Source organism: Bacillus sp. FSL R5-0659, assembly GCF_038008785.1.
Classification (GTDB): domain Bacteria; phylum Bacillota; class Bacilli; order Bacillales; family Bacillaceae; genus Bacillus; species Bacillus safensis.
In genome coordinates this window covers 448,207-471,476 of the sequence record NZ_JBBOZU010000001.1, presented here as the reverse complement: position 1 = coordinate 471,476, position 23,270 = coordinate 448,207, and the positions used below count along the sequence as shown (strand labels likewise).

The window sequence follows — 23,270 nt, the reverse complement described above, 5'->3', positions numbered from 1 at the left end:
ATATATCGTCAAGCAGGGAAAAGTATTAAAAAGTCATAGAAAAAAATCCCTTTCGCACGTTGGAAAGGGATGTTCAAATTATCGAGTTGCTTCTTTAAGAATGGCTTGATAAAGATCGTCTGTTGGCGAGAGTCCACATACCTCTTCCAGCACACCTTCAATGCCTTTTTCTTTTCGTAATGCCTGCAGACGAACAGCTTCTTCATCTTCAGTAAAGTCGTAAGCCAAAGCTGCCACGATGCCTTTAATTAAATAATGTGGCTGTTTGATCTTTTTCGCTGGACCGATTAAACGGTCATCTGCTCCGAGCTTTCTAAGTGGAGAGCGTGCGACACGCGTGACTTCATCAGAGATAAAGGCATTTTCAAATCGTTTAATGATTTTTTGAATATACACATCATGTTCTTCTTTTTGAAAGCCATATGTGTCGATTAAATAACTGCCTGTTTCGTGAAGTGCACCTTCGACCACTTGACGAATCTCTTGTGTATCGACAGCCTCTTTAATCGTTTGCACACCTTTCTCGTACCCGACATAAGCAGCTAGTGCATGTCCTGTGTTGACAGTAAAGAGTTTACGTTCAATAAATGGCGTCAAATCTTGTACAAAGGTCGCTCCGTCAATCTGAGGAACGTCTCCAATAAAACCTGTCTCATCAATCACCCACTCGAAAAATGGCTCGACTGATACTTTCAATATGTCCTCATGGTGCTGAATTGGGACAATGCGATCAACCGCAGCGTTTGGAAAACCAACTGTGTGTGACAGCGCTTCTTGTTCATCAGCTGTTAAATGAGAGAAAACGGCTTTCTTTAAATGAGAGCTGCCGCCAATCATATTTTCACATGCCACAATGTTGATGATATGATCAGGCTTTTTCTGTTTTAAACCGTCAGCAATCGACGAAGCAATGATGTTCAAAACGGCTGGTCCAACAGCTGTTGTAATGAGATCAGCTGTTGCAATCGCCTTTATTAAAGCAGCCGGATCTTTTGCGGAATTGATGGCTGACACAGGACCGACTACTTCTTGCTGCTGCCCTGGTGCTGCGAGTTCAACCGTGTATTCTCCTTTTTCATTCAGCTCGTTGATGACCGCTTCATTTACATCGGTAAAAACGAGCTCAAATCCTGATGCTTTTAACAAAGACCCGATAAACCCTCTGCCAATATTTCCTGCTCCAAAATGAAGTGCCTTCATGTTAGTTCACCTCGTTAAAGATGGCGATCAGTTCATCCTGATCCTTTGCATGAAGGATACGCTCTACGTTTTCTTCTTCTGAACAGACAATCGCAATTTGAGAAAGAATATCGAGATGCTCATTGTTTTTACCAGCGATGCCAAATACAACTTTAGCAATATTCCCCTCGCCGTATTCAACGCCGTCTGGAATTTGGATAATGGAAATCCCTGAATGAAGGACAGCCGCTTTCGCATCCTCTGTTCCATGAGGAATGGCAATTCCGTTGCCCATAAATGTAGAAGAAATATGTTCTCTTTCAAACATTTTGTCCACATAATCACTTGTGACATAACCGTTTGCCACTAAGACTTCGCCTGCTTTTTTAATGGCTTCTTCTTTAGAGCCCGCTTGTTCGTTTAGAAAAATATTGTCTTTTGAAAGTACTTGTTTCATGAGAGATCACACACCTTTTTTAGAATAGAAAATCAGAAAACAACCAAAACGGGGAGTTCAATTAGGAAAAATTGGACTCAACCCGTTTCGTCATGTTATTTTTTCAATTTCTCAATCAGCTCATCGTATTTCGGACTGTTTAAGAAATTATCAACTGAAATATGCACAGCTCCTGGCAGTTTTGCCTTCGCTCTATCTGTTAAATCTTTATGAGTAAAGACTACATCGGCATCATCTGGAATGTTGCTGATGGATGTATTTGTCACATCAATATCAAGTTCTGCCTTTTTGACTTTATTCTTTAAAACGGATGCGCCCATCGCACTTGAGCCCATTCCTGCATCACAGGCAAAGATGATTTTGTTCACGTCATCTGGATTGATCTCATCTGGAGATGCTGCTTGCTCGCTTGCTTCAGCACCTTCTTTTTGTGCTGTAAGAGCAGCTGCTGCTGCACTTTTCTTGCCTTTCATGTCTTGCATTTTTTCTGTTGCTGCTGTTAAGTCTTCATCCACTGCTTTAGACGCTTTCAAAATGACAGAAGCGACAAGGAATGATACGACCGCTGCCACGACAACACCTGCTAGAACGGCAAGGTGGCCGCCTTTTGGTGACATGAGCATAAGAGCGATGATGCTTCCTGGTGACGGCACAGCCTTTAAGCCTGCATTTAACAGTGTAAAAGTTAGAACGCCGCTTGCTCCCCCAGCAATTACCGCTAAAATGAGCTTTGGCTTCATTAAGATGTATGGGAAGTAAATCTCATGGATTCCCCCTAAGAATTGAATGACAATCGCACCCGGTGCAGACTGCTTTGCTGTCCCTCTTCCAAAGAACATGTAGGCCAGAAGAACACCGAGACCTGGTCCTGGGTTTGTTTCAAGCAAGAACAGAACGGATTGCCCTGTCTTCGCCGCTTGCTCCACCCCTAATGGACCTAAAATTCCTTGGTTAATTGCATTGTTTAAGAACAATACTTTTGCTGGTTCAATGAAGATACTTGCCAGCGGAAGTAAATGTGCATTGACAATGATATCTACACCTGCCGCAAGGGCTTTATTCAGACCTAGTACCACTGGGCCGATGGCGTAGAAAGCAATGGCGACTAAAATGGCACCTAGAATACCTGCACTAAAATTATTAATCAGCATTTCAAAACCTGATCTGATTCGGTCTTTAAACAGCTGGTCGATTTTCTTAATGAGATACCCGCCAAGCGGTCCCATGATCATCGCACCTAAAAACATTGGGATGTCCGAACCGACAATAACCCCGATCGTAGCGGTTGCACCGAGTACCCCGCCTCGATGGTCATATACGAGCTTCCCGCCTGTGTAACCGATTAAGAGCGGCAGCAAGTAGTTGATCATTGGACCAACAAGTGTATTTAATTGTTCATTTGGAAAATAACCACTTGGAATGAACAATGCAGTGATGAGTCCCCAAGCGATAAACGCTCCAATATTCGGCATGATCATACCGCTTAAATAGCTTCCAAAGCGCTGTACTTTTACGCGAAATCCGCTTTTTTCCTGCATCTATGAAAACTCCTTTCTTCTCTCCCTTTATTTAGGGCTTTATAGGTCAAAAGATATAAGAACAAGATTCAGTGAAGCCCTTATGCCTATCGTAAAACGCTTTCACTTTCTCATCAATTGAAACTAAATGTCACTTTGTCACATCGTGTGTGACAAAATTGAAAAATGATGTGAATTCTCTGTCAGGTCTCAACATATAATGGGTGGAAAGCTTGATATGCCGTTGTTTTCACGCAAAATTCATGGGAATTTCACAACTTTCAAATGGTCTCTTCTTGTTTCCTCTTCTTAAATCGAATAGTCTTATAATTGATCAAACCTATTCAATTAAGAAATGTCTGCGCAGACATGACACAGAAAAAGTGAACCATCTTGCTGTTTGTTTCGTTTACCTTTTAGAGAGGGCGGTACAATAGGAAGAGCGGTTTTTTCTGTGACTCACAGTTTACTGCCGCTTTCTTTCTGATACATGAGACATTTTCATAGGTAGAAAGGCGGTTAATTACCTTGTTTAAAAATAGTCAGTGGCTTCTGCTTCTTATGGTCATGTTCGCTTTTTTCATTCCAAAGGAAGCATTTGCTCACGCATACGTCGTGAGCTCGAACCCAGCGGCAAATGAAGAGCTGGATCAGCAGCCTCCTTCAGTCTCGATCACATTTAGTGAAGGTATTGAAAGCGGGTTTCATGCCATTAAGGTGCTAAATGCAAAAGGTGATCGTGTGGATAAAGGAGATACGGTCATTAAAGATCAAAAGATCATGGGAGCGGCTTTAAAAAAGAATTTACCTAAAGGGATTTACACCATTCAGTGGAATGCGGTATCAGCGGATGGACACTCTGTCTCTGGCATGATTCCGTTTAGTATTGGAAAAGCGGCTGGCGGTTTTGACCAATTAGAGCAAGGTCAGACGGATGAATCCATTGATGTGGCTTCAACTATTGATAAAGCCTTTCTTTATACGTCATTCAGCTTATTCCTTGGCACCATTTTGTTTGGACTGCTTTGGTTCAGGGCAGCGATTTCACCTGTATTGGCGAAACGAATGAAGCGGCTTTTGACATTGTCATTGATCATGATGGGCGGAGCACTTGTGTTCCAGCTGCCGATTCAGACAAAATCAGCGGCAGACGTGTCCTTTTTTGGGGCATTTCAGCCTTCGCTTTTACAAGAAACGATTGCGTCCACTTCTGGCGGTAGTCTGTGGATGATGCTTATGGCGTCATTTGTACTTCTCACCATCTGGACAATTGTGGCGATGAGAAAAGGGGACTTCTCTTCTTTTCGTGTTTGGCTGTTTCCACTGCTTCTCTTCACAGTGCTGCTTTGGCTGAAAGCACAAATCGGACATCCAGCCGCAACAGACAATAAAATACTCACAACATCACTTGATTTCATCCATCTCGTCTCTGCTTCGATTTGGGTCGGTGGTTTAACAGCCATTGTCCTTCTTTTGATGAAGAAACTGCCAAATGAAGATGAGCCGCTCATACGGAATACGCTAGCAGCATTTCATCCTTGGGCACTGCTCTCTGTTGGACTTATTGTGTTTTCAGGATTTGTGAATGCCATCTTTATTTTGCAATCGTTTGATGCTCTTTTCCAATCAGCATACGGACGCACCTTTTTAATCAAGCTTGGTTTATTTATCATCATGGGCCTGCTTGGACTTATGCATTACTTGATGCTGAGATGGGAAAAAAAGCAGAAACGCAGCGTTTCGTTACGAGCTGAATGGATGATCGGGATCGCCATTTTGTTATTAACGGCTGTCTTTACTAATATTCCGAGCCCTCCTCCGCCTGCACCTGAGCCTTTCTTTGGCGCAAATCAGGTCGAGCATCGTGACATTGTGTCCTTGAGCATTACCCCGAATGCCCCGGGGAAAAACTCATTCGAAGTGGCATTTACAAAGAAGAATGGTGAAACGATGACTGATATTCAATCTGTGACAGCCAAGATTCATAAGGTGGCTTTATTCGGTGATGAGACACCAAGTGAATTTCAGCTGAAACGATTAAAAAATGGTCATTTCTCTGCTGAAAATCTCTTATTAAATGAAAAAGGCACATGGAAAATTGAAATCCATGCGTTAACTGGTTCTTTTGAGAATATCGATACCACCTTTATTAGAAGAAACTAAAAGGAGTTCATCACATATGAAAAAATACGTTAAAGCTTTATTACCAATGCTTCTCGCTTCATTTTTATTGGCGATTCCTGTGAGTGCGCACGTAACAGTCAAGCCTGATACGTCTGCGACAAATGCTTGGGAGACCTATACATTAAAGGTTCCTTCTGAAAGTGACAGTCCAACGACTAAGGTTGTCGTGACAATTCCTAAAGGCGTAGAATTCCAGCAATATGAGCCTGTACCTGGCTGGAAAACGTCAACTGAAGAGAAAGATGGCAAGGTGACAAGAGTGACTTGGGAGGCAACTGGTAAAGGTGTGCTTGCTGGACAATTTCAGCAATTCGTTTTTGTAGCGAAAAACCCTGAAAAAGCTGGTGAAGCTGCATGGGATGCGTATCAATATTATAAGGATGGAACAGTCGTTGAATGGACTGGCGATAAAGATGCTGATAAACCTCATTCCATCACAAACATTGTGGCATCTAATACCGTAACGGATTCACATGGTCAAGAAAAACCCAAAGAAGAGAAGGCCTCTGAAACAGCCTCTGCTTCTTCCTCACCACTTGTCCTTGGTCTGTCCATTGCTGCTCTAGTCGTGGCACTGATTGCACTGGGACTTGCTTTTAGAAAAAAATAAAAGCTGTATGAGCGATCGTTTTCTTAGAAACGATCGCTTTTTCTTCCTTTACACATTTAAAAATCAATTATTTTCCATTTTCCCAACTTGTTATTACCAATATAGGATTGAATAGGATAAATCCACATGCCATAATGAGACAGATGACCACATAGGAGGCTATGAGATGAACCATGTAATCATTTTTGCTCATCCCCAGCAAAGCTTAAATCAAACCTTATTAGATCTTGTTGTGAGCACTCTATTGAACAATGGTCATAAAGTGACTGTTCGTGATGTCTATGCGCTAGGTTTTCCGCCAGAGCTCACCATTGCAGAAAAGGCTGCGATCAAATGCGGTGATGTTCCGATCGACATTCAAAGAGAGCAGAAGCTGATTCAGCAAGCCGATGTGCTGACGTTTATTTTTCCAATATGGTGGACAGGCTTGCCGGCTATGCTAAAGGGCTATGTAGAGCGCGTCTTTTCTGAGGGCTTTGCTTATCAGAAGAATGAGCATGGAGTAATTGAAAATTTACTTCGGCACAAAAAAGGGGTCATTATCAACACGCACGATGCCCCGAGGAATTTTCTTGATTCCAATATGAGCTTCTCCTCCTCTCATCACATGACAACGGATACAGAAGTCTTTAATCTTATTGGGGTTCAGCCTGTCGAACGGCTTTTGTTCAGCAGTATGGAACAGGCATCTGCAGATTACATACATGAAATTCTGAAAGAAACGAAAGAAACGGTGGACCAGCTTTTCCCGCCGGCTGTATAACATAAAAAAGACTGCTGAGATTCCTCAGACAGTCTTTTTCACGTTTATTCGTCTAAACCAATAGATACATATTTTGTTTCTAAATATGGTTCGATTCCTTCGATTCCGCCTTCTCGCCCTATCCCGCTCTCTTTCATACCGCCGAACGGTGCTTGGACAGCTGATGGACCGCCATCATTCCAGCCAATAATTCCATAATCGAGATGTTCGGAAATGTAGAGCCCGTTCCGATAATTTTCTGTAAAGAAATAAGCTGCAAGGCCAAAAGGTGTATCGTTGGCTAATTCAATTGCCTCGTCTAACGTTTTGAATGTTGTAATCGGCGCCACTGGACCAAAGGTCTCTTCATGCATAATGTTCATTGAAGTGTCCACATGTGTAAGAACCGTTGGCTGGACAAAATAATATGATTTGTCATCGTCGAAATGCGTATCGCCGCCAACAAGAACTTTCGCCCCTTTATCCACTGCATCTTGAATTTGGCCGACAATTTTATCAAAGCCGCGCTTGTTGATAATTGGACCGATAGATGTGCCTTCTTCAAAGCCATTTCCCACTTTCAGCTTTTCTACTTCTTTGCTGAACCTTTGCGCAAATGCTTCATGAATGTCTTCATGCACAATTAAGCGGTTGGCACAGACACAGGTTTGTCCTGCATTCCGGAACTTAGACGCCACTGCTTGTTTGACAGCTAGTTCAAGATTTGCGTCCTTGTCTACGATGAGCGGGGCATGACCGCCAAGCTCCATTGATACATGTTTGACTGTGCTGGCACTGTTTTTGATCAAATGCTTTCCGACGGGCGTTGAGCCTGTAAACGTGATTTTTCGAATCAATGGACTATCTGTGAAGATTTCACCCACTTCTTTGCCATCTCCGACAACCCATTGCAGTGCATCCTCTGGAATGCCAGCTTCATGACCCAATTTTACTAGTTCAATAGCTGTCAAAGGCGTATCTTCGGCAGGTTTTACAATAAACGTACAGCCTGCTGCAAGCGCTGGGGCTGCCTTTCTCGTAATCATCGCCGCAGGGAAATTCCACGGAGTAATGGCAGCAACAGGACCAACTGGCTGTTTTGTGACGAAAAGGCGTTTGCTTGTCGTATGTGATGGGATGGTTCTTCCGTAGATTCGCTTTGCTTCCTCCGCGTACCATTCAATATAACCAGCCGCATAGACGATTTCCCCTAATGCTTCTTGATACGGCTTCCCGTTTTCTTCTGTAATGATTTTCGCAAGCCTTTCTTTATGTTCAATCATCAGATCAAACCACTTGCGAATGATATTGGCACGCTCATGCGCTGACGTTTTCGCCCATGATTTAAATGCTTTGTGTGAGCGGGAAATTGCGTCTTCGATCTGTTCTTTTGTATGCTGAGCAACTGAAGCAATTTCTTCTCCTGTTGCAGGATTATACACTTTGAGTTCGTTTGTCATGCTCTACCGTCTCCTTCGTTCTTGGATTCATTACATATAGTATATACCCAATGAGTACCCAACCTAAAAGCAATATCCATTCAGCTGGCCAAGATAAGGAGGCCGGCATTCCTGGAAAGTAAAATGAAAGGAAAAGAAGACTCAATCCGATGGCTAGAACGCCTGTCGTCCGCCAATATTTAATGCGGTATGGACGCTCAAGCTCGGGTTCTATTTTGCGAAGTCTCATAAAGGCGATGGACACAATTAAGTACCCGACGATAATTCCGACACCGCCCGCATTGACAATCCACAGGAGGGCAGGACGGCCTAATAATGGAGCAAAAAAGGCCAATGCCCCAAGAAACAAAATCGCATTTGTCGGTGTTTTATACTTTGGATGAATATACGCAAACCATTTGGAAATCATGCCTCTTTCCGCCATGGCATATAGGATACGGCTTGCCCCGATGATAAAAGCGTTCCAGCTTGTCACAATCCCTGCTACACCGCCAATAACCAGCACTGTTCCAAATGCTTGATGACCGAGAAGCTGAACCATGGCATCTGCTGTCGCTAAGGAAGAGGCTTCAAGCTGTCCTTTTGACATTCCAGCAGCTACCCCAAAGACAATAAGCAGATAAAAAACGACCGCGCTTACGATAGAAATAATCAAGATTCTCCCAATGATTTTCTTTGGTGCATGAATTTCCGCTGCTACTTGTGGAATGACATCAAACCCAACGAATAAAAAGGGAATCATGACTAATACCGCCATGAGACCGCCAACCCCGCCTTGAAACATCGGCTCAAGGTTTGCAAAATCTCCATTAAATGTTGCGCCGCCTAAAAGGAGAAAACCTGTCAGAATAATTGCCACAGTGAACACGGACTGGAAAATGGCGGCAGGCTTAGCCCCAATGTAATTCAGTGCTGTTAAAAACAATGCACCGCCAGACCCAATCAATACCCACGTGAAATACACGTCCCATCCACCAATATTCCATAGAAAGCCAGCATGCTTTGTTGGAATCACATAATCAATGACGGTCGGCAAGGCAACAGCTTCAAACGTAATCACGGACACATAACCAAACAATACGCCCCATGCTGAGACGAACGCTGCTTTCATCCCAAATGCCCGATGGACAAAAACGAGCCCTCCTCCTGTCTCTGGAATTGCAGATGAAAGCTCGGCATACGTGAGTCCAATAAAGATCACGAGAATGCCTCCTATCACAAAGGCAATCACACTGCCTAAAAAGCCAGCTGTTAAAATCCAATCTCCCGAAAGTACAACCCAGCCCCAGCCAAGCATTGCACCAATGGATAAAAACAGCACGTCTGACTGCGACATCGTTTTTGCCATTTGTTGTTTTTGCATACAACCATCCCCCTTTGTTGTTTAGCGTGCTTTGAAGGCGTCCTCAATGATCCCTAGTCCCTCGTGAAGCAGCTCATCTGTGATGACAAGTGGTGTTAAAAAGCGAATAATATTCCCATTAATCCCTGCCGTTAATAGAAGCAGCCCGTGATCGTTTGCATATGCTGCAATCGCTGCGGCTGTTTTCTTATCCGGTGTACGTGTTGTTTGATCTTCCACAATTTCAATCGCCGCCATTGCCCCTAATCGACGTACTTCCCCAATGAATGGATACGCTGTTCTCCATTCATTGGCTTTGTCCTCAATGACTTGTCCAATGTGTTCAGATCGTTGATTCAATTGTTCAGTTTCAATGATATCAAGAACAGCCATTGCTGCTACACAGCCTAACGGACTTCCTGCATATGTTCCCCCGAGCTCCCCTGGATCTGCCGCATCAAGCAGTTCTTTTCTGCCAACGACACCACTCAGCGGTAAGCCAGCTGCAAGAGATTTTGACACAGTAATTAAGTCCGGCACCACATCAAAGTGCTCAATCGCAAAGTATTTCCCTGTTCTCGCAAAACCGGTTTGGATTTCATCTGCAACAAAGACAATCCCGTGCTGCTGACAGAATGATGCAACATGCTGAACGAAACGCTTCGATGGTACAATGAATCCGCCCTCCCCTTGGACTGGTTCCATGACCACACAAGCAACGGTTTCTGGTGCAACGGCTGCGACGAAGAATTGATTGAATTGATCAATGATGTACTCGTCGTATGCGGCATCACTTAATCCTTCAGGCTTTTGATAGTAATAAGGGTACGGTGCTTGGTACACCTCAGATGCGAATGGTCCGAAGCCAAATTTATATGGCTTGACCTTGCTCGTCATGCTCATTGTCATATTCGTTCTGCCGTGAAAACCTCTTGTAAACGACACAACGCCCTGTCTTTTCGTATATTTACGGGCAATTTTCACGGCATTTTCAACAGCTTCTGCACCTGAATTAAGGAAAATGGCTTTCTTATCATGGTCTCCTGGTGTGAGGCGGCACAGCTTCTCTGCCAATTCGATATACGATTCGTACATCATCACGTTAAAACCTGGATGAATCAGGCTCTCTGCCTGTGCTTTGACCGCTTCCACCACCTTTGGATGTGAATGTCCTACGTTTAATGTGCCAATGGCGCCTGCAAAATCGATAAATCGCTTCCCATCAATATCGAACAGCTCGGCTCCTTTCCCCTTCGCTGCAAGATGACGGTTGCCATTACTCACGCCTCTTGCGACGTATTGATCTCTTTTCCCCTGCCATTCTTCAGTTGAAAAACGGTTTGTTGTCGTTTGACTCATTGTCATCCATCCCCTTTATATCCTTTTTTATTATTCTGAATATTTTTTGGTATGATAGAAAGTACCAATATCATTTTTTTCATGGTACCAGAGAGGATGGAATGGTGAGATGCTGACAATTCAACTAGATCAAACAGGGCAAAACGGATATATTTATCATCAAATTTATATGAAAATCAAAGAAGAAATCTTAAATCGCAACTTGCAGCCACACGATCAATTACCGTCCAAACGAGAGTTAGCCGATACATTAAACGTCAGCGTTAATTCAGTGAATGGCGCCTATCAGCAGCTGCTTGCCGAGGGGTATTTATACTCGGTTGAGCGCAAAGGTTTTTTCGTGGAGTCACTAGAAACGTTTCATGAATCTGGTCAGCTAAAACCCTCTTCTCTTCCTGTAGATTTAAAGGAAGAACCGATTGCACGAGACGACTGGTATTCCTTTTCACATATCTCCGTCGATACAGCGAACTTCCCATTTAAAAGCTGGCTGAAAAGCGAACAAAAGGCGATCCATCTCCACCAAGATGCCTTCGGTGAGCTTCCGCATCCACAAGGTGTGTATGAGCTCAGGGAAACGATTGCCCGGCTGATCGGACTTGCGAGAGGAGTCAAATGCTATCCAGAACAGCTCATTTTAAGTGCAGGCACACAGTCACTGATCCATTCGTTATCAAGCATCCTTCCAGCCGGTCAAGTATACGGGCTAGAAAACCCTGGCTACCGCCGGCTCTATCAAATGCTGAAAAACAATCATCATCAAATTGAAACGATTGGCATTGATCAAAAAGGTGTGCGGATGAACGACATTTATAAGAAACAGCCGAATGTGTTGATCATCACCCCTTCACATCAATTTCCAACAGGGGTGATTATGCCGATTTCCCGGCGCATTCAGCTGTTAAACTGGGCAGCTGATCAGCCAGACCGTTACATCATTGAGGATGATTATGACAGTGAATTTAAATATGGCACAGACAGCATTCCAGCGCTGCAAAGTCTCGATCGATATGACAAAGTCATTTATATGGGTACCTTTTCAAAATCATTGCTGCCCGGCTTGCGGCTAAGCTATATGGTGCTGCCTCAGCATTTATTGAGACGCTATAAGGAGGAACAGCATTTTTTCATTCAAACAGCTAATCTTTTTACACAATACACCCTTCTTCATTTTATAAAAGATGGGGCGTATCAACGGCATATTAAACGCATGAATGGTTTATATGAGGAAAAACGGAAGCAGCTCATTGAAGAGCTCAATATGGTTTTTGCTGACAATGTGCGGATTATTGGAGAAAATGCCGGGCTTCATTTTATCGCAGAGTTCCGTTCAAATCGGACGCAGCATGAGATTTTACAGCGAGCGAAAGAAAGGAAGCTGAAAATGTACGGTATGGATCGTTTTACCCTTGATGAGCAATTGCCGGGACATCAGCCAGGCTTTGTTCCGCTCGTCCTCGGCTTCTCGCATATGAGGCGAGAGGATATTCAACCGGCAGTGAAACGGCTGTACGACGCCATTTTCGGGAAATAAAACAGCCAGCTGCTCTTCATAGACAGCTGGCTTACCACCGCTTTTTATCTACAGCTAGAATCGATGACATGAGTCCAGGAAAAGCGGTCTCGATGTCTTCTTTTCTTAAAGAATAGTAACGGTGCTTCCCGTCAATTCTCACTTTCACGACGCCTGCCTTCCTCAGCACTTTGAAGTGATGGGAAAGCGTGGATTTGGCAATATTCATCTCATACGTGCCGCATGTCCTCTCCCCCGCTTCTGCCAAGCAGCGGACAATTTCTAACCGGATTGGATCAGCCAATGCGTGCAGCACAGAAATCAGTCTCATATCTTCTTTGTTTGGATGGTTTGGATTCGTCATACGATAAATGTATCGTATTTTGTGCCAACATACAATCTCATTCACCTAAAACTCATGAACTGACTAGGCATGTAACGATTTAACTTCATTCACGTCCATTACTTAAGAAACACTGTATTGAAGGGAAGGAACCTTTTTTGATACGTAACATATGGTTTAGTTTATTGCTCTTGCTGCTCACGTTTTCCTTATGCGCCTGCCAGTCAGTCCAATATCATTCCCAGTCAAAACCACCTAGTGCGGAAGAGTTATTAGCTATGGATCAGCAGGCAGATTTATTTCAATGGGAAGGAACCGTGTATGAAACAAATGTAGATTGGACGACATCCTTACACGTCACAAAACATCAGCAAGTAGGTGTCATTCAGAAAACAGCCGCCAAAAATTTTGAACATGGTACAGCTTCTAGGCTGCAAAAAGGGACCGCTATTTACTCTGTGAAGGAGAGAGAAGACCTTTTGGTCGTTGAACTTCACGGCAAAACAAAAATATATGTCGCACATGCGGAAGGATAAAGTACCTGTCATACAGACGGGTATTTTTTAAGTTCATTTTCTTGTCTTAAGGCATTGGTTTTGTTATGATAGCCAAAGTGACCACTCGGTTTCCATTGTGACCATATGGTTTTGCCGATTCGGAAAGGACTTAAGAAGATGAACGAAAAGCAAGAAGAGATTTTGCGGGTTTCGAAGAAATTGTTTTCTCAAAAAGGCTATATGAGTGTCTCCATGCAGTCAATTGCCGATGCCTGTAAAATATCCAAAGCGTCTATTTATAAACTGTTTGATTCAAAGGAAGCTCTTCTATTAGAACTGATTAAATACAATCAGCGCAAAATGAGAGAGATTTCCCGCATCATTCATTCAGAAACGACGCTGTCCAAAAAGGAAAAATTCACAAAGAAGATCAAGCTTGAGCTTGAAGAGTTTAAAGAGAATCATAAATTTTTGAACATGCTGTCCTTTGAAGCTTTTTCTCAGCATTCGCCCATTGTCATTAAGCATTTACGTGAAACACGCTCCATTATCATGCAGCGGCACAGAGACATTATTTTAAGTACATATGGTGAATCTGTCGCTCCATATGTCTGGGATTTAGTGATTGTTCTCAATGGATTAATGAGAGAATTCATCTTAATGCTGGCGATTGAGCAAAAAAACATCCAATTAGAAATTGCTGCCGAAATGATCATCGGTGTGATGGATCGTGTATCGAAAAAGCCTTGTTCCATTGAACCTGTGTTAACAGACGAGCTGATGAACTCTTATTTGCTTTCCTCACAGGACGAATATGACGAAGAAAAACTTGTCAATTCGTACTTAACAAAGATCAAACAAGAGCTTCACTCATGGCCAAACGGAGAAGAAAAAAATGATCTCCTCTCTGCGTATGAGCTGCTCAATCAGGAATTATCAAAGGACCAACCGAGAACCTTTTTAATCAGCTCACTGCTCGATTATTTAGGCAAAAACAGCGTTTTATCACAAAACGTGTCACAGCTGAAAAGCATCATTTTATAGATAAAGAAGGGATAACATGAACCAATCAACAACATCTTACAATCGATCTGTGATTGTTGGGATTTTTCTCGTTGGGGCATTCGTCGCGATATTAAACCAAACGCTTCTTATTCCAGCGATCCCACATATCATGGAGGACTTCAATATTGAGGTCAGCAAAGGACAGTGGCTTACAACAGCCTTTATGCTGACAAACGGGATTCTCATCCCGATTACGGCTTTCTTAATTGAGAAATTTTCGAGCCGTTCTTTAGTTTTAACGGCACTTAGCATCTTTACAGCCGGTACAATTCTTGCTTCATTTGCTACGAATTTCCCGGTGTTACTTGCAGCGCGTATCGTACAGGCAGCCGGTGCAGGGATTTTAATGCCGCTGATGCAAACGATCTTTTTAACCATTTTCCCAAAAGAAAAACGTGGGCAGGCAATGGGCATGGTCGGACTTGTCATTTCGTTCGCACCAGCGCTTGGACCAACACTCGGCGGCTGGATTGTCGATTCCTTCAGCTGGAAGGCTCTGTTCTATATTGTTCTGCCAATCGGTATCATCGACCTTATTCTTGCTTTCTTCTTAATGAAAAATGTCACACAGCAGCGAGAGACACGTATTGATGTCTTATCTGTCATCTTGTCGTCCTTCGGTTTCGGCGGGCTGCTTTACGGATTTTCTAGTGTCGGCACGTATGGATGGACGAGTGCGACTGTTCTCATTTCGCTGATTGTCGGCGCCGTGAGCTTGTTCTTCTTTATCCTGCGCCAGTCGAACTTAACAAGACCGATGCTTGAGTTTGGCGTATTTAAATTTGCTATCTTTAGCTTAACAACCTTCCTTGGAATGCTTGTCTTTGCTTTATTAATTGGTACAGAGACAATTCTGCCGCTTTATACGCAGAATGTCAGAGGGCTGTCTGCACTTGATACAGGGCTGATCTTATTGCCAGGTGCTCTCTTTATGGGATTCCTGTCACCAATTATCGGACGGATTTTTGATAAAGTCGGCGGAAGAGGGCTCGCATTAGGCGGATTTACGATCCTCACCGTTACCACCCTGCCATTTATGCTGCTCACCCTTGATTCATCGATCGCTCTCATTACGGTCGCCTATACGCTTCGCTTAATCGGGGTTGGGATGATCATGATGCCGCTGACAACGGCAGGTATTAACGCATTACCGCCTCATTTGATCCCGCATGGGACAGCGATGAATAACACGATGAGACAAGTAGGCGGTTCCATTGGAACGGCTGTGCTTGTTTCCATCATGAGCAGCTCTGCTGCAAATGCAGAATTAGCCAATCCATTAAAATCAGCCGTTCATGGAATGAATACGTCATTTTTCATTTCTGGTCTGATTGCAGTCATTGGACTCATCCTCTCCTTTTTCTTAAAGGCAAAACGTGATAACAAAGTGATGAAGCAGGAGATATCTTCCTCCTCGTCTTCTTCATAAGAAAAAGAGCTCGGCATATGGCCGGCTCTTTTTTCATATACTCACACAATACCGTCCTCTCTATAAATACATTTGTATTTCTAGTGAAGAAAAACCTTGATAATTTAAAGAAAAGAGTTGATAATAGGAACTATTCAATTTGTGAGAAAATTTTTACTATAGGAGATGTATGCATTGAAGGTCGTGAAATTTGGTGGCAGTTCACTTGCATCTGGCAAGCAGCTGCAAAAGGTATTTGACATTGTAACAGCAGATCCAGCTCGAAAAGCAGTCGTTGTTTCCGCACCAGGAAAACGGCATTCAACGGATACGAAGGTCACCGATCTATTAATTAGCTGTGGTGAACAATATTTACGTTTAGGCGAAGCACATGATTTAAAGGAAGCCGTCATCGAGAGGTATGCCTCAATAGCGGATGAACTCGGATTAGGTCAAGACATTATCGACACCATCAGGCAAGATCTAGACGCATTATTACAGGCTGATTCATCTCGCCCTGAGTGCTATCTTGATGCCATCAAAGCAAGCGGCGAAGACAATAATGCAAAGCTCATTGCTGCCTATTTCCGCCACCAGGGTGTGGAAGCTCATTATGTGAATCCAAAGGAAGCTGGTTTGTTTGTGAGCGATGAGCCTGGTCAAGCGCAAGTCCTGCCGGAGTCATATGATCATTTGTACAAATTAAGAGAGCGCTCTGGCATTATTATATTCCCTGGCTTTTTTGGCTTTAGTCTAGCGGGAGACATCGTTACCTTTTCGCGAAGCGGCTCCGATATTACCGGCTCCATTTTGGCGAACGGTCTAAAGGCAGATGTGTATGAAAACTTTACAGATGTGGATGCTGTCTATGCTGTCAATCCAACGATCGTTCATGAACCGAAAGAGATTACAGAGCTGACATACCGGGAAATGCGCGAGCTGTCGTATGCTGGATTTTCTGTTTTTCATGATGAAGCACTCATTCCAGCCTTCCGTGCAGGCATTCCGGTTCAGATTAAAAACACCAATAATCCTTCGGCAAAAGGCACAAAAATTGTGAATCAGCGCGATCATACAAATGGACCTGTTGTTGGAATCGCCTCAGATAATGGATTTTGCAGCATTTACATTAGTAAATATTTGATGAACAGAGAGGTCGGCTTTGGTCGTAAGGTGCTGCAAACATTAGAGGAATATGGGCTTACATATGAGCACGTACCTTCTGGCATTGATGATATGACCATTATTTTAAGGCAGGATCAGCTGGAGGAGCAGCATATTGAACAAGAGCTGCTAGACCGCTTAAAGCTCGTGCTTGATGCAGATGAGGTCGTTTTAGAGCGGAATCTCTCGCTGATTATGGTTGTAGGAGAAGCGATGCGTCATAATGTTGGCACAACAGCAAGAGCGGCAAAAGCGCTGTCAAAAGCGAAGGTCAATATTGAAATGATCAATCAAGGTTCTTCAGAGGTCAGCATGATGTTTGGCGTCAAAGCGGCTCAAGAAAAAGAAGCTGTTCAAGCCTTATATGAGGAATTTTTCTCTATGTCTACTGTCCCTGTCTCCCTTTAATCAGCAGGCTGCCAGATCTTAAGATCCGGCAGTCTTTTTTCCTCTCGCCGATTCGAGTTCTCTGCGCATTAAAGTGTATCTATTTCTCGTTTGATTTTGTATGATAGAGACAAATCAACTATCCGTTCCGACCTATGATCGGAGCTACAAGGAGTCCTAAAACAATGCCTCGTCAACAACTATTAAAACAGTTTCGCAATTTTCATGATGCTTCTACTAGTATTTTAAACATGATGAGTCAATTCATTGGTGTGAATACACTGTTTATCGCTAAAAATGATCAAAACACCAATCAAATTGTAAAAGTGTTAAATCATGACGAGCAGCTTCTTGAAGAAGGGGAAGAACTTCCTTACGAAAAGACATTTTGCAAGCTGGCGGTCGACCATCAGGCTACACTTGTGATCCCTGACATTTCGAAAGATGACCGTTTTAAATACTTAGAGGTCACGAAAAATCTTCAAGGCGGCTCGTTCATTGGGGTTCCCATTGATTTCACAGATGGGACGAACTACGGAACGATTTGCGGACTTGATGTGAGACCAAATCATTTCACAGAAGAGCATGTGTATATGTTTGAAACGATGGCTTCTTTATTAAGCTACGTTCTCGAGCTAGACCGTGCCAACAGGCAGATTCAGCAATTGTCTGTACCGATCGTACCAGTTGTTGACGGTGTCGCCGTGCTTCCTCTGCTTGGTGATATTGAAGAGACACGTGCTCAGCATATTTTGGAAACCATTTTACAGGAAAGCTACAGGCTGTCGCTCTCTCATTTGGTTATTGATGTATCGGGAACAAAAAGCCTGAATGAACAGAGCATTCAATATTTGGTCAGCTACGCACAAACGCTGAGACTTTTAGGAATTTCGGCAGTTTTAACAGGCATTAAACAAGACCTTGCTTTAAGTGCGATTCAATCCAATATATCGTTTAAGGACATCACCATCCGAAAAGATTTACCACAGGCACTTGCTCATATTGGGTTAACGTTTACCAAAAATGAATAAGTGGTGATTCACCAAAAAGGGCTAAAATGAACTTCATTTTAGCCCTTTTCTTCTGGAAACGGCAGTCGAATGGTAAATGTCGTTCCATTGTTTTTTTCACTTTTCATATCAATATGCCCTTCATGTAAGTCCACAAGCTGCTTCACGATGGACAAGCCCAATCCATATTCTCCATACGGTGTATTCGTTCTTGAGATATCCGCTTTATAAAAACGTTCCCATATGTGTTTGACTTCATCTGGCGCAATGCCAATGCCTGTGTCTTCCACTTCAATGATCGTCTCTTGATTTCCTTGTTTTCCTCTTAAGTAAATACGACCACCTTCTGTGAATTGAATCGCGTTCTTTGTGATATTGACAAGCATTTGAATGAGCCTGTCATAATCCGCATAAACCTTTAGCTTGGGATCAACATCCACGATCAGCTGATTGTTTTTCTCTTCGGCGATTCGGCCCAGCTGTTCTTTCATCACTTCAAATGTGTCAATGAGTGGATAGTGAAATTTCTGAAGGGTAATTTGATTCGATCTAATTTTCTCATAATCCATATTTTCATTGACGAGGCGCAGCATACGTTTTGTCTCGTCAGTAATTAAGGAATAGCATTTCTCTTTCTCTTCTGCTGACACATCCGCTGTGTTCAGCCATTCCACCAGTCCTCGAATGGTGGTCAGCGGTGTTTTCAATTCGTGAGACACATCTGCGATGAATTGGCGTCTGCGCTTTTCGAGCCGGTCAATTTCCTCTCTTGATTGCTGAAGACGCTTGGCCATCATATTAAAATCCTCACCAAGTGTGCCAATTTCATCAAGGTGTTTGTTTTCAAGCTTGATGTTGTAATCACCTTGCGCAATCTTTTCAGTCGCCTCTCTCAACTTTTTGATGCGGTTCACATGAAATTTAGACAAGAACAGGCTGAGAATAAAGGTGATCGTCAGTGCCACAAATACGATGATATACAGATAACGATTCATTTGAGCGATGAGCTGTTCAGCGCCTTGAATCGGGGCAATAAGGACGACTCCGCCCTTTAGCTTACCATCCTCCATGACAGGGAGTGCCACAAGTGATGCCTCTTGATCAAGGCGGCGTGAATCACTTCGCTTGTCAATGATTTGCTCTCCTTTTGAGAGTTTGGCCCATAAATCCTTTGTCAATAATACTTCATGCGGCGGCATCTCTTGCTGCTGAGAGAGAATATCTCCTTTTTCATCAAACACGAAAAAACGAATTTGCCTCGTCGAAAGAATATCTTCAAATGGACGCAGACGAAAGGTCATCTCGCTTTTAGGGAGTCGTTTATAATCTTGCAAGATTTCATTCCCATAGGAGCTCATTTCATTCACTCTGTTTTGATAGGCAATATCTTTCACAAAATGAGATAAAAGGGTGCTGATAATGACAATGGCGATGAGCAATAACCCAAGATGACTGATCAGCAGCTGATAAAAATATTTAATCTTCATCGAACTTATACCCTACGCCCCATACTGTATACAAAAAGGGTTTAGGCCCGTCCCCAATTTTTTGGCGCAGCCGTTTAATATGAACATCTACCGTTCGTTCATCTCCATAAAATTGATATCCCCAAATTTGCTCAAGCAATTGTTCTCGTGAAAATACTTGCCGAGGATGCTGAATAAAAAAGCACAACAGATCGTATTCCTTCGGTGTGAGGTTCTCTATTCGCTCTCCATCCAGGAAAACTTCCCTCGTTTTCTTATCCAACTGAAAATGTACTGTCTCCAGCCGTTCACCCTCATTCACCTTTTCTTGAGTCGTTGTATGAGCAAAGCGTCGTTTCACCGCTCTAATTCTTGCCATCAAGGTTAGTGGGCTAAAGGGCTTGGTCACATAATCATCTGCCCCAAGATCAAAACCAAGCACTTGATCAGATTCGGTTTCCTTTGCTGTCAACATGATAATCGGAACATCACTGATCTGACGCACCTTTTGACAAATGGTCAGACCATCCATCGAAGGAAGCATGACATCTAAGATGAGCAGATCCCAATTCTCCTCTTGCTGAAAGCGATTCAGTCCTTCTAATCCATCATGAACGAATTCAGCTTGAAATCCCTCTCGTTGAAAAAACATATCCGTCATTGTACAAACACTCTGATTATCTTCAATCATTAATATTTTCATCATCAGCCTCCGCTGCTGCCATTGTTTTTCTTTATGTAGCTTTATTTTACATCTTCCCTCTCAAATCTCAATTGGATTCCACTGTTTTCATGAACTTATCATCGTTTGGTCATCTTTTATTCATACTTTTTGAAAGAACTAATACTGCGGTGAATCACCTGAGTTTTTTGATGATGGAATTGCAGAAGATGGTCAAGATGTTAGTTGAGTTATGATTCAACATTACTTTACAACATATCAAGATGAGGACATTGTCATTTATGGTTCTTTAACTCATGAGGAATTCTCATATATTTAGATAAAGAACTTCCTGACAGTTTATGATAGATCTATTTAAAAAAAGCTCATCTCTATTGATGAGCTTTTTTATCATGCCAGCAACTTCAAATACGCAGCGTCGTTTCCCTCTTCAACCGCCTGTAAAATCTGTTGTGCTTGTGATGCGCTTGTGACGCTGCTTAACTTTTGTATGATATCTTCTTTCGATAACGCACAGCCTGGTGCTCCCCGAGGTACATCAACTCGTTTGCTGATGGTGGTGCCGTCAGATAAGGTGAGCTTCACAATCGTAAAGCGTCCTTTTGGAACAGCATCGGGATGGGGCTCTATCGTTTGATCATATCCTCTGCTCACCCGTTTCATCCATATCCGCATGTCTGATGGAATGTTTTTTTTCGAAAAGGCATCCAGCGTAAGCGTCTGTCCAAACACTGCAAGTGCGATGACATATTCAACACTGAATCGTCCTTCTTCTCCAGTCAAAGGTGTTCGCTCAATAAGCGCTGCATCTCCGCCTGGCGGGAATATGACATCGACCTGTTTTACCTGTTCCGGCAAGAAAGACCGCTCTTTCATTAAAGATTGGATTGCATCTGCAGCATGGTGGGCTGCTGAGCAGAATGGATATACTTTGAACCACAGCCCAGGTGAAACGATACGCCATGTAGAACCATAGCCTTCTAGCAAACGACTTTCCGCACGCTCCTGATCTCCATAGAGTGAAAAGAAACCAAGTGCGCCATCAAGAACCGAGTCATTCCCGCCAAAACCTGAACAAGCTAAATCCATAGACCAAATGGCTGTTTTAGCAGCTAATCCGGCTTGTAATGGTTTCATATCAGAGCCAAATTGCTTTCGCATTCCAGCTGATTGCGCCCCGGCAAAGCCGATTGCTTTCGTCAGTTCTTCTCGTGTGACCTGCTTCAAATAGCCAATCGCACACACTGCCGCAATGGCACCGAGTGTTCCCGTATTATGCCACCCCCGCTCATAATGCGCCTTGCCGATGGATTCGCCAAGTCTTGCCATTACTTCAACACCTGTGATGTAGGCTGCTAAAAACCGCTCGCCATACCCTTTGCCGGCTGTCAGTTGTGATAGCAGCGCCGGAATAATGACCGCACTTGGATGTCCTCTCACATCTGAGTGCACATCATCATAATCAAGGGCATGGATGAGGTAGCCGTTCAGCATTGCTGCGTATTGGCGGCTCACCTTCCTCCCTTTTCCCATGACAGGAATCTGAGCGGCTCCGCCTTCCTGTTCAACAAGCGCCATCAGCTTCTGAATCCCTTCATCCTCTTTCGCAGCAAGCGCTGATGCCGCAGCATCTAACAGGCCATTTCTAGCCATCTGAATGGCCCGTTCATCTTGCAGCGGATCAGCAGAAAGCACTGCCTCTGCCAGTTGTTTTGTTAATTCCATGATCGAGACTCCAATGCCCGAACGGCAAGCTCAGCAAAGAAGGCAGCAGCAACCGGAAGTGCGTCTTCATTTAAAGTAAACGCAGGGTGGTGCCACTCCTTCGTACCACTAGTCCCCATCCATACAAAAAAGCCTGGAATGCGTTCTTGATAAAGGGCAAAATCTTCTCCGCCCGGTGACTGCTCTGCCTGCACAACATCTAAGTTAAGCGAGCCAGCCGTTTCTTCTACCACCTTTGTCAGACGCTCATCATTCATGACAGAAGGCAAATACGGATGCCATCTCACTTCAGCCTCTGCTCCAAATCCCTCTGCAATTCCGCTGACGATTTGTTTCATGAGCTGTGGAATCATTGCTCTTACTTCAGGCTCAAACGTCCGCACCGTTCCTTCCATCTCGACACGGTCGGGTATGACATTCCATGATGTACCGCCTTGAATGCGTGTGATGCTGACAACCGCATGATGCAAGGAGCTGATGCGGCGGCTGACGATTTGCTGAAGGGCACTAGTGATCTGCCCGCTGATGGCAATTGGGTCCACCGTGTGATTTGGAATTCCGGCATGACCTCCCGTTCCTTTAATATCGATTTCAAACCGATCCACACTCGCCATCAATGCTTTTTCTCTAATGCCAATCGTGCCAACTGGCAGGTCAGGTTTGTTGTGCATACCGAAAATCGCATCGACTCCATCTAAAACGCCTGCCTCTATGACGTGTTTCGCTCCTTGAGCAACTTCCTCAGCCGGCTGGAACAAAATACGGACCGTTCCTTTGATCTCGTGTTTCCGCTCCTTTAATAAAAGTGCCGCCCCAAAAATAGAAGCTGTATGGAAATCATGACCGCATGCATGCATTTTGCCCGGTACCTTTGAAGAAAATGGTTCGCCAGATGCTTCTTCAATCGGAAGAGCGTCAATATCGGCTCTCAGAGCAATTGTCGGTCCTTCTTGTTCTCCTTTGATTTCACAGACAACGCCTGTTTGCAGGGCTGGGATATCAAGTACAGTGATCCCTTCCTCTTCTAACCAGCGGCGCAGTTTCATTGTCGTTTCATATTCTTCAAACGCCAGCTCTGGATGCTCATGAAGCGCTCGGCGAATGTTGATTAAACGTTTGTTTAAAGCTTCATTTCCTATTGATTTCACTGTCAATCACCC

At 43.6% G+C, this 23,270-nt stretch carries 20 protein-coding genes; 9 read left to right on the top strand and 11 right to left on the bottom strand.

Going from position 1 to position 23,270, the window contains the following annotated elements:
• Window positions 1–78: 78 nt before the first annotated feature.
• The 3 genes from NSQ72_RS02235 to NSQ72_RS02225 form a co-directional block, all read right to left on the bottom strand.
• Window positions 79–1,200, bottom strand: a complete 1,122-nt coding sequence (locus NSQ72_RS02235) for a mannitol-1-phosphate 5-dehydrogenase (protein WP_251181546.1) — start codon at window positions 1,198–1,200, stop codon at window positions 79–81.
• A 1-nt stretch (window position 1,201) separates the two neighbouring features.
• The gene (locus tag NSQ72_RS02230) at window positions 1,202–1,636 is read right to left on the bottom strand and encodes a PTS sugar transporter subunit IIA (RefSeq protein ID WP_064498683.1); all 435 of its coding nucleotides are present in this window, start codon (window positions 1,634–1,636) and stop codon (window positions 1,202–1,204) included.
• 95 nt (window positions 1,637–1,731) lie between these two features.
• Window positions 1,732–3,174, bottom strand: a complete 1,443-nt coding sequence (locus NSQ72_RS02225; protein ID WP_039176553.1) for a PTS mannitol transporter subunit IICB — start codon at window positions 3,172–3,174, stop codon at window positions 1,732–1,734.
• Between the two features lie 507 nt (window positions 3,175–3,681).
• Here NSQ72_RS02225 and NSQ72_RS02220 point away from each other — a divergent pair.
• The 3 genes from NSQ72_RS02220 to NSQ72_RS02210 all read left to right on the top strand — a co-directional run bounded on the left by NSQ72_RS02220 (window position 3,682) and on the right by NSQ72_RS02210 (window position 6,710).
• On the top strand, window positions 3,682–5,316 hold the full coding sequence (locus NSQ72_RS02220; protein WP_341083194.1) for a copper resistance CopC/CopD family protein: 1,635 nt from the start codon (window positions 3,682–3,684) through the stop codon (window positions 5,314–5,316).
• A gap of 16 nt (window positions 5,317–5,332) precedes the next feature.
• The gene (locus NSQ72_RS02215; protein ID WP_041089100.1) at window positions 5,333–5,947 is read left to right on the top strand and encodes a YcnI family copper-binding membrane protein; all 615 of its coding nucleotides are present in this window, start codon (window positions 5,333–5,335) and stop codon (window positions 5,945–5,947) included.
• Window positions 5,948–6,113: 166 nt separating this feature from the next.
• A complete protein-coding gene (locus NSQ72_RS02210) occupies window positions 6,114–6,710 on the top strand; it encodes an NAD(P)H-dependent oxidoreductase (protein WP_058837334.1) in 597 nt (198 codons plus the stop codon).
• Between the two features lie 44 nt (window positions 6,711–6,754).
• Here NSQ72_RS02210 and NSQ72_RS02205 read toward each other — a convergent pair whose 3' ends face one another.
• Genes NSQ72_RS02205 through gabT form a run of 3 tightly spaced genes read right to left on the bottom strand, consistent with a single transcriptional unit; the run spans window position 6,755 to window position 10,850 of the window.
• Complete coding sequence (locus NSQ72_RS02205; protein ID WP_106025693.1) at window positions 6,755–8,149, bottom strand: NAD-dependent succinate-semialdehyde dehydrogenase; 1,395 nt, start codon at window positions 8,147–8,149, stop codon at window positions 6,755–6,757.
• The gene (locus NSQ72_RS02200) at window positions 8,124–9,512 is read right to left on the bottom strand and encodes an APC family permease (RefSeq protein WP_144490732.1); all 1,389 of its coding nucleotides are present in this window, start codon (window positions 9,510–9,512) and stop codon (window positions 8,124–8,126) included. The genes NSQ72_RS02205 and NSQ72_RS02200 overlap by 26 nt, the downstream gene beginning before the upstream one ends.
• Before the next feature lie 21 nt (window positions 9,513–9,533).
• Window positions 9,534–10,850: a 4-aminobutyrate--2-oxoglutarate transaminase gene (gene gabT, locus NSQ72_RS02195; protein WP_144490731.1), complete on the bottom strand. Its 1,317-nt coding sequence runs from the start codon at window positions 10,848–10,850 to the stop codon at window positions 9,534–9,536.
• 109 nt (window positions 10,851–10,959) lie between these two features.
• Between gabT and gabR the strand changes: the two genes are divergently transcribed.
• A complete protein-coding gene (gene gabR / locus NSQ72_RS02190; RefSeq protein ID WP_126682209.1) occupies window positions 10,960–12,384 on the top strand; it encodes a MocR-like transcriptional regulator GabR in 1,425 nt (474 codons plus the stop codon).
• A gap of 31 nt (window positions 12,385–12,415) precedes the next feature.
• Here gabR and NSQ72_RS02185 read toward each other — a convergent pair whose 3' ends face one another.
• Window positions 12,416–12,727: an ArsR/SmtB family transcription factor gene (locus NSQ72_RS02185; protein ID WP_126682231.1), complete on the bottom strand. Its 312-nt coding sequence runs from the start codon at window positions 12,725–12,727 to the stop codon at window positions 12,416–12,418.
• A gap of 137 nt (window positions 12,728–12,864) precedes the next feature.
• On the opposite strand from NSQ72_RS02185, the gene NSQ72_RS02180 reads away from it, so the two are divergent.
• The 5 genes from NSQ72_RS02180 (at window position 12,865) to NSQ72_RS02160 (ending at window position 18,258) form a co-directional block, all read left to right on the top strand.
• Window positions 12,865–13,242 (top strand): hypothetical protein, encoded by a 378-nt coding sequence (locus tag NSQ72_RS02180; protein ID WP_039176531.1) that lies wholly within the window; start codon window positions 12,865–12,867, stop codon window positions 13,240–13,242.
• 138 nt (window positions 13,243–13,380) lie between these two features.
• A complete protein-coding gene (locus tag NSQ72_RS02175; protein ID WP_228280305.1) occupies window positions 13,381–14,247 on the top strand; it encodes a TetR/AcrR family transcriptional regulator in 867 nt (288 codons plus the stop codon).
• A gap of 16 nt (window positions 14,248–14,263) precedes the next feature.
• On the top strand, window positions 14,264–15,697 hold the full coding sequence (locus NSQ72_RS02170) for an MDR family MFS transporter (protein WP_107164135.1): 1,434 nt from the start codon (window positions 14,264–14,266) through the stop codon (window positions 15,695–15,697).
• Window positions 15,698–15,871: 174 nt separating this feature from the next.
• Window positions 15,872–17,248, top strand: coding sequence for an aspartate kinase (locus NSQ72_RS02165; protein ID WP_144490729.1), 1,377 nt, complete (start codon window positions 15,872–15,874; stop codon window positions 17,246–17,248).
• Window positions 17,249–17,412: 164 nt separating this feature from the next.
• Complete coding sequence (locus NSQ72_RS02160; RefSeq protein ID WP_039176521.1) at window positions 17,413–18,258, top strand: GAF domain-containing protein; 846 nt, start codon at window positions 17,413–17,415, stop codon at window positions 18,256–18,258.
• 38 nt (window positions 18,259–18,296) lie between these two features.
• Here the strand turns inward: NSQ72_RS02160 and NSQ72_RS02155 are convergent, their stop codons facing one another.
• The 4 genes from NSQ72_RS02155 to NSQ72_RS02140 form a co-directional block, all read right to left on the bottom strand.
• Window positions 18,297–19,724, bottom strand: coding sequence for a sensor histidine kinase (locus NSQ72_RS02155; protein WP_047202694.1), 1,428 nt, complete (start codon window positions 19,722–19,724; stop codon window positions 18,297–18,299).
• Window positions 19,714–20,406: a response regulator transcription factor gene (locus tag NSQ72_RS02150; protein WP_341083193.1), complete on the bottom strand. Its 693-nt coding sequence runs from the start codon at window positions 20,404–20,406 to the stop codon at window positions 19,714–19,716. Before NSQ72_RS02150 ends, NSQ72_RS02155 begins: the two co-directional genes overlap by 11 nt.
• 369 nt (window positions 20,407–20,775) lie before the next feature.
• Window positions 20,776–22,110, bottom strand: a complete 1,335-nt coding sequence (locus NSQ72_RS02145; RefSeq protein WP_341083192.1) for an MmgE/PrpD family protein — start codon at window positions 22,108–22,110, stop codon at window positions 20,776–20,778.
• A complete protein-coding gene (locus NSQ72_RS02140; protein ID WP_341083191.1) occupies window positions 22,101–23,258 on the bottom strand; it encodes an amidohydrolase in 1,158 nt (385 codons plus the stop codon). The genes NSQ72_RS02145 and NSQ72_RS02140 overlap by 10 nt, the downstream gene beginning before the upstream one ends.
• Window positions 23,259–23,270: the final 12 nt, after the last annotated feature.

Coding starts and splice junctions, on each gene's coding strand:
- NSQ72_RS02230 (WP_064498683.1), bottom strand. CDS start 1,636: ATGAAACAAGTACTTTCAAAAGACAATATTTTTCTAAACGAACAAGCG.
- gabR (WP_126682209.1), top strand. CDS start 10,960: ATGCTGACAATTCAACTAGATCAAACAGGGCAAAACGGATATATTTAT.
- NSQ72_RS02200 (WP_144490732.1), bottom strand. CDS start 9,512: ATGCAAAAACAACAAATGGCAAAAACGATGTCGCAGTCAGACGTGCTG.
- NSQ72_RS02235 (WP_251181546.1), bottom strand. CDS start 1,200: ATGAAGGCACTTCATTTTGGAGCAGGAAATATTGGCAGAGGGTTTATC.
- NSQ72_RS02155 (WP_047202694.1), bottom strand. CDS start 19,724: ATGAAGATTAAATATTTTTATCAGCTGCTGATCAGTCATCTTGGGTTA.
- NSQ72_RS02145 (WP_341083192.1), bottom strand. CDS start 22,110: ATGGAATTAACAAAACAACTGGCAGAGGCAGTGCTTTCTGCTGATCCG.
- NSQ72_RS02150 (WP_341083193.1), bottom strand. CDS start 20,406: ATGAAAATATTAATGATTGAAGATAATCAGAGTGTTTGTACAATGACG.
- NSQ72_RS02185 (WP_126682231.1), bottom strand. CDS start 12,727: ATGACGAATCCAAACCATCCAAACAAAGAAGATATGAGACTGATTTCT.
- NSQ72_RS02160 (WP_039176521.1), top strand. CDS start 17,413: ATGCCTCGTCAACAACTATTAAAACAGTTTCGCAATTTTCATGATGCT.
- NSQ72_RS02175 (WP_228280305.1), top strand. CDS start 13,381: ATGAACGAAAAGCAAGAAGAGATTTTGCGGGTTTCGAAGAAATTGTTT.
- NSQ72_RS02170 (WP_107164135.1), top strand. CDS start 14,264: ATGAACCAATCAACAACATCTTACAATCGATCTGTGATTGTTGGGATT.
- NSQ72_RS02210 (WP_058837334.1), top strand. CDS start 6,114: ATGAACCATGTAATCATTTTTGCTCATCCCCAGCAAAGCTTAAATCAA.
- NSQ72_RS02205 (WP_106025693.1), bottom strand. CDS start 8,149: ATGACAAACGAACTCAAAGTGTATAATCCTGCAACAGGAGAAGAAATT.
- gabT (WP_144490731.1), bottom strand. CDS start 10,850: ATGAGTCAAACGACAACAAACCGTTTTTCAACTGAAGAATGGCAGGGG.
- NSQ72_RS02225 (WP_039176553.1), bottom strand. CDS start 3,174: ATGCAGGAAAAAAGCGGATTTCGCGTAAAAGTACAGCGCTTTGGAAGC.
- NSQ72_RS02215 (WP_041089100.1), top strand. CDS start 5,333: ATGAAAAAATACGTTAAAGCTTTATTACCAATGCTTCTCGCTTCATTT.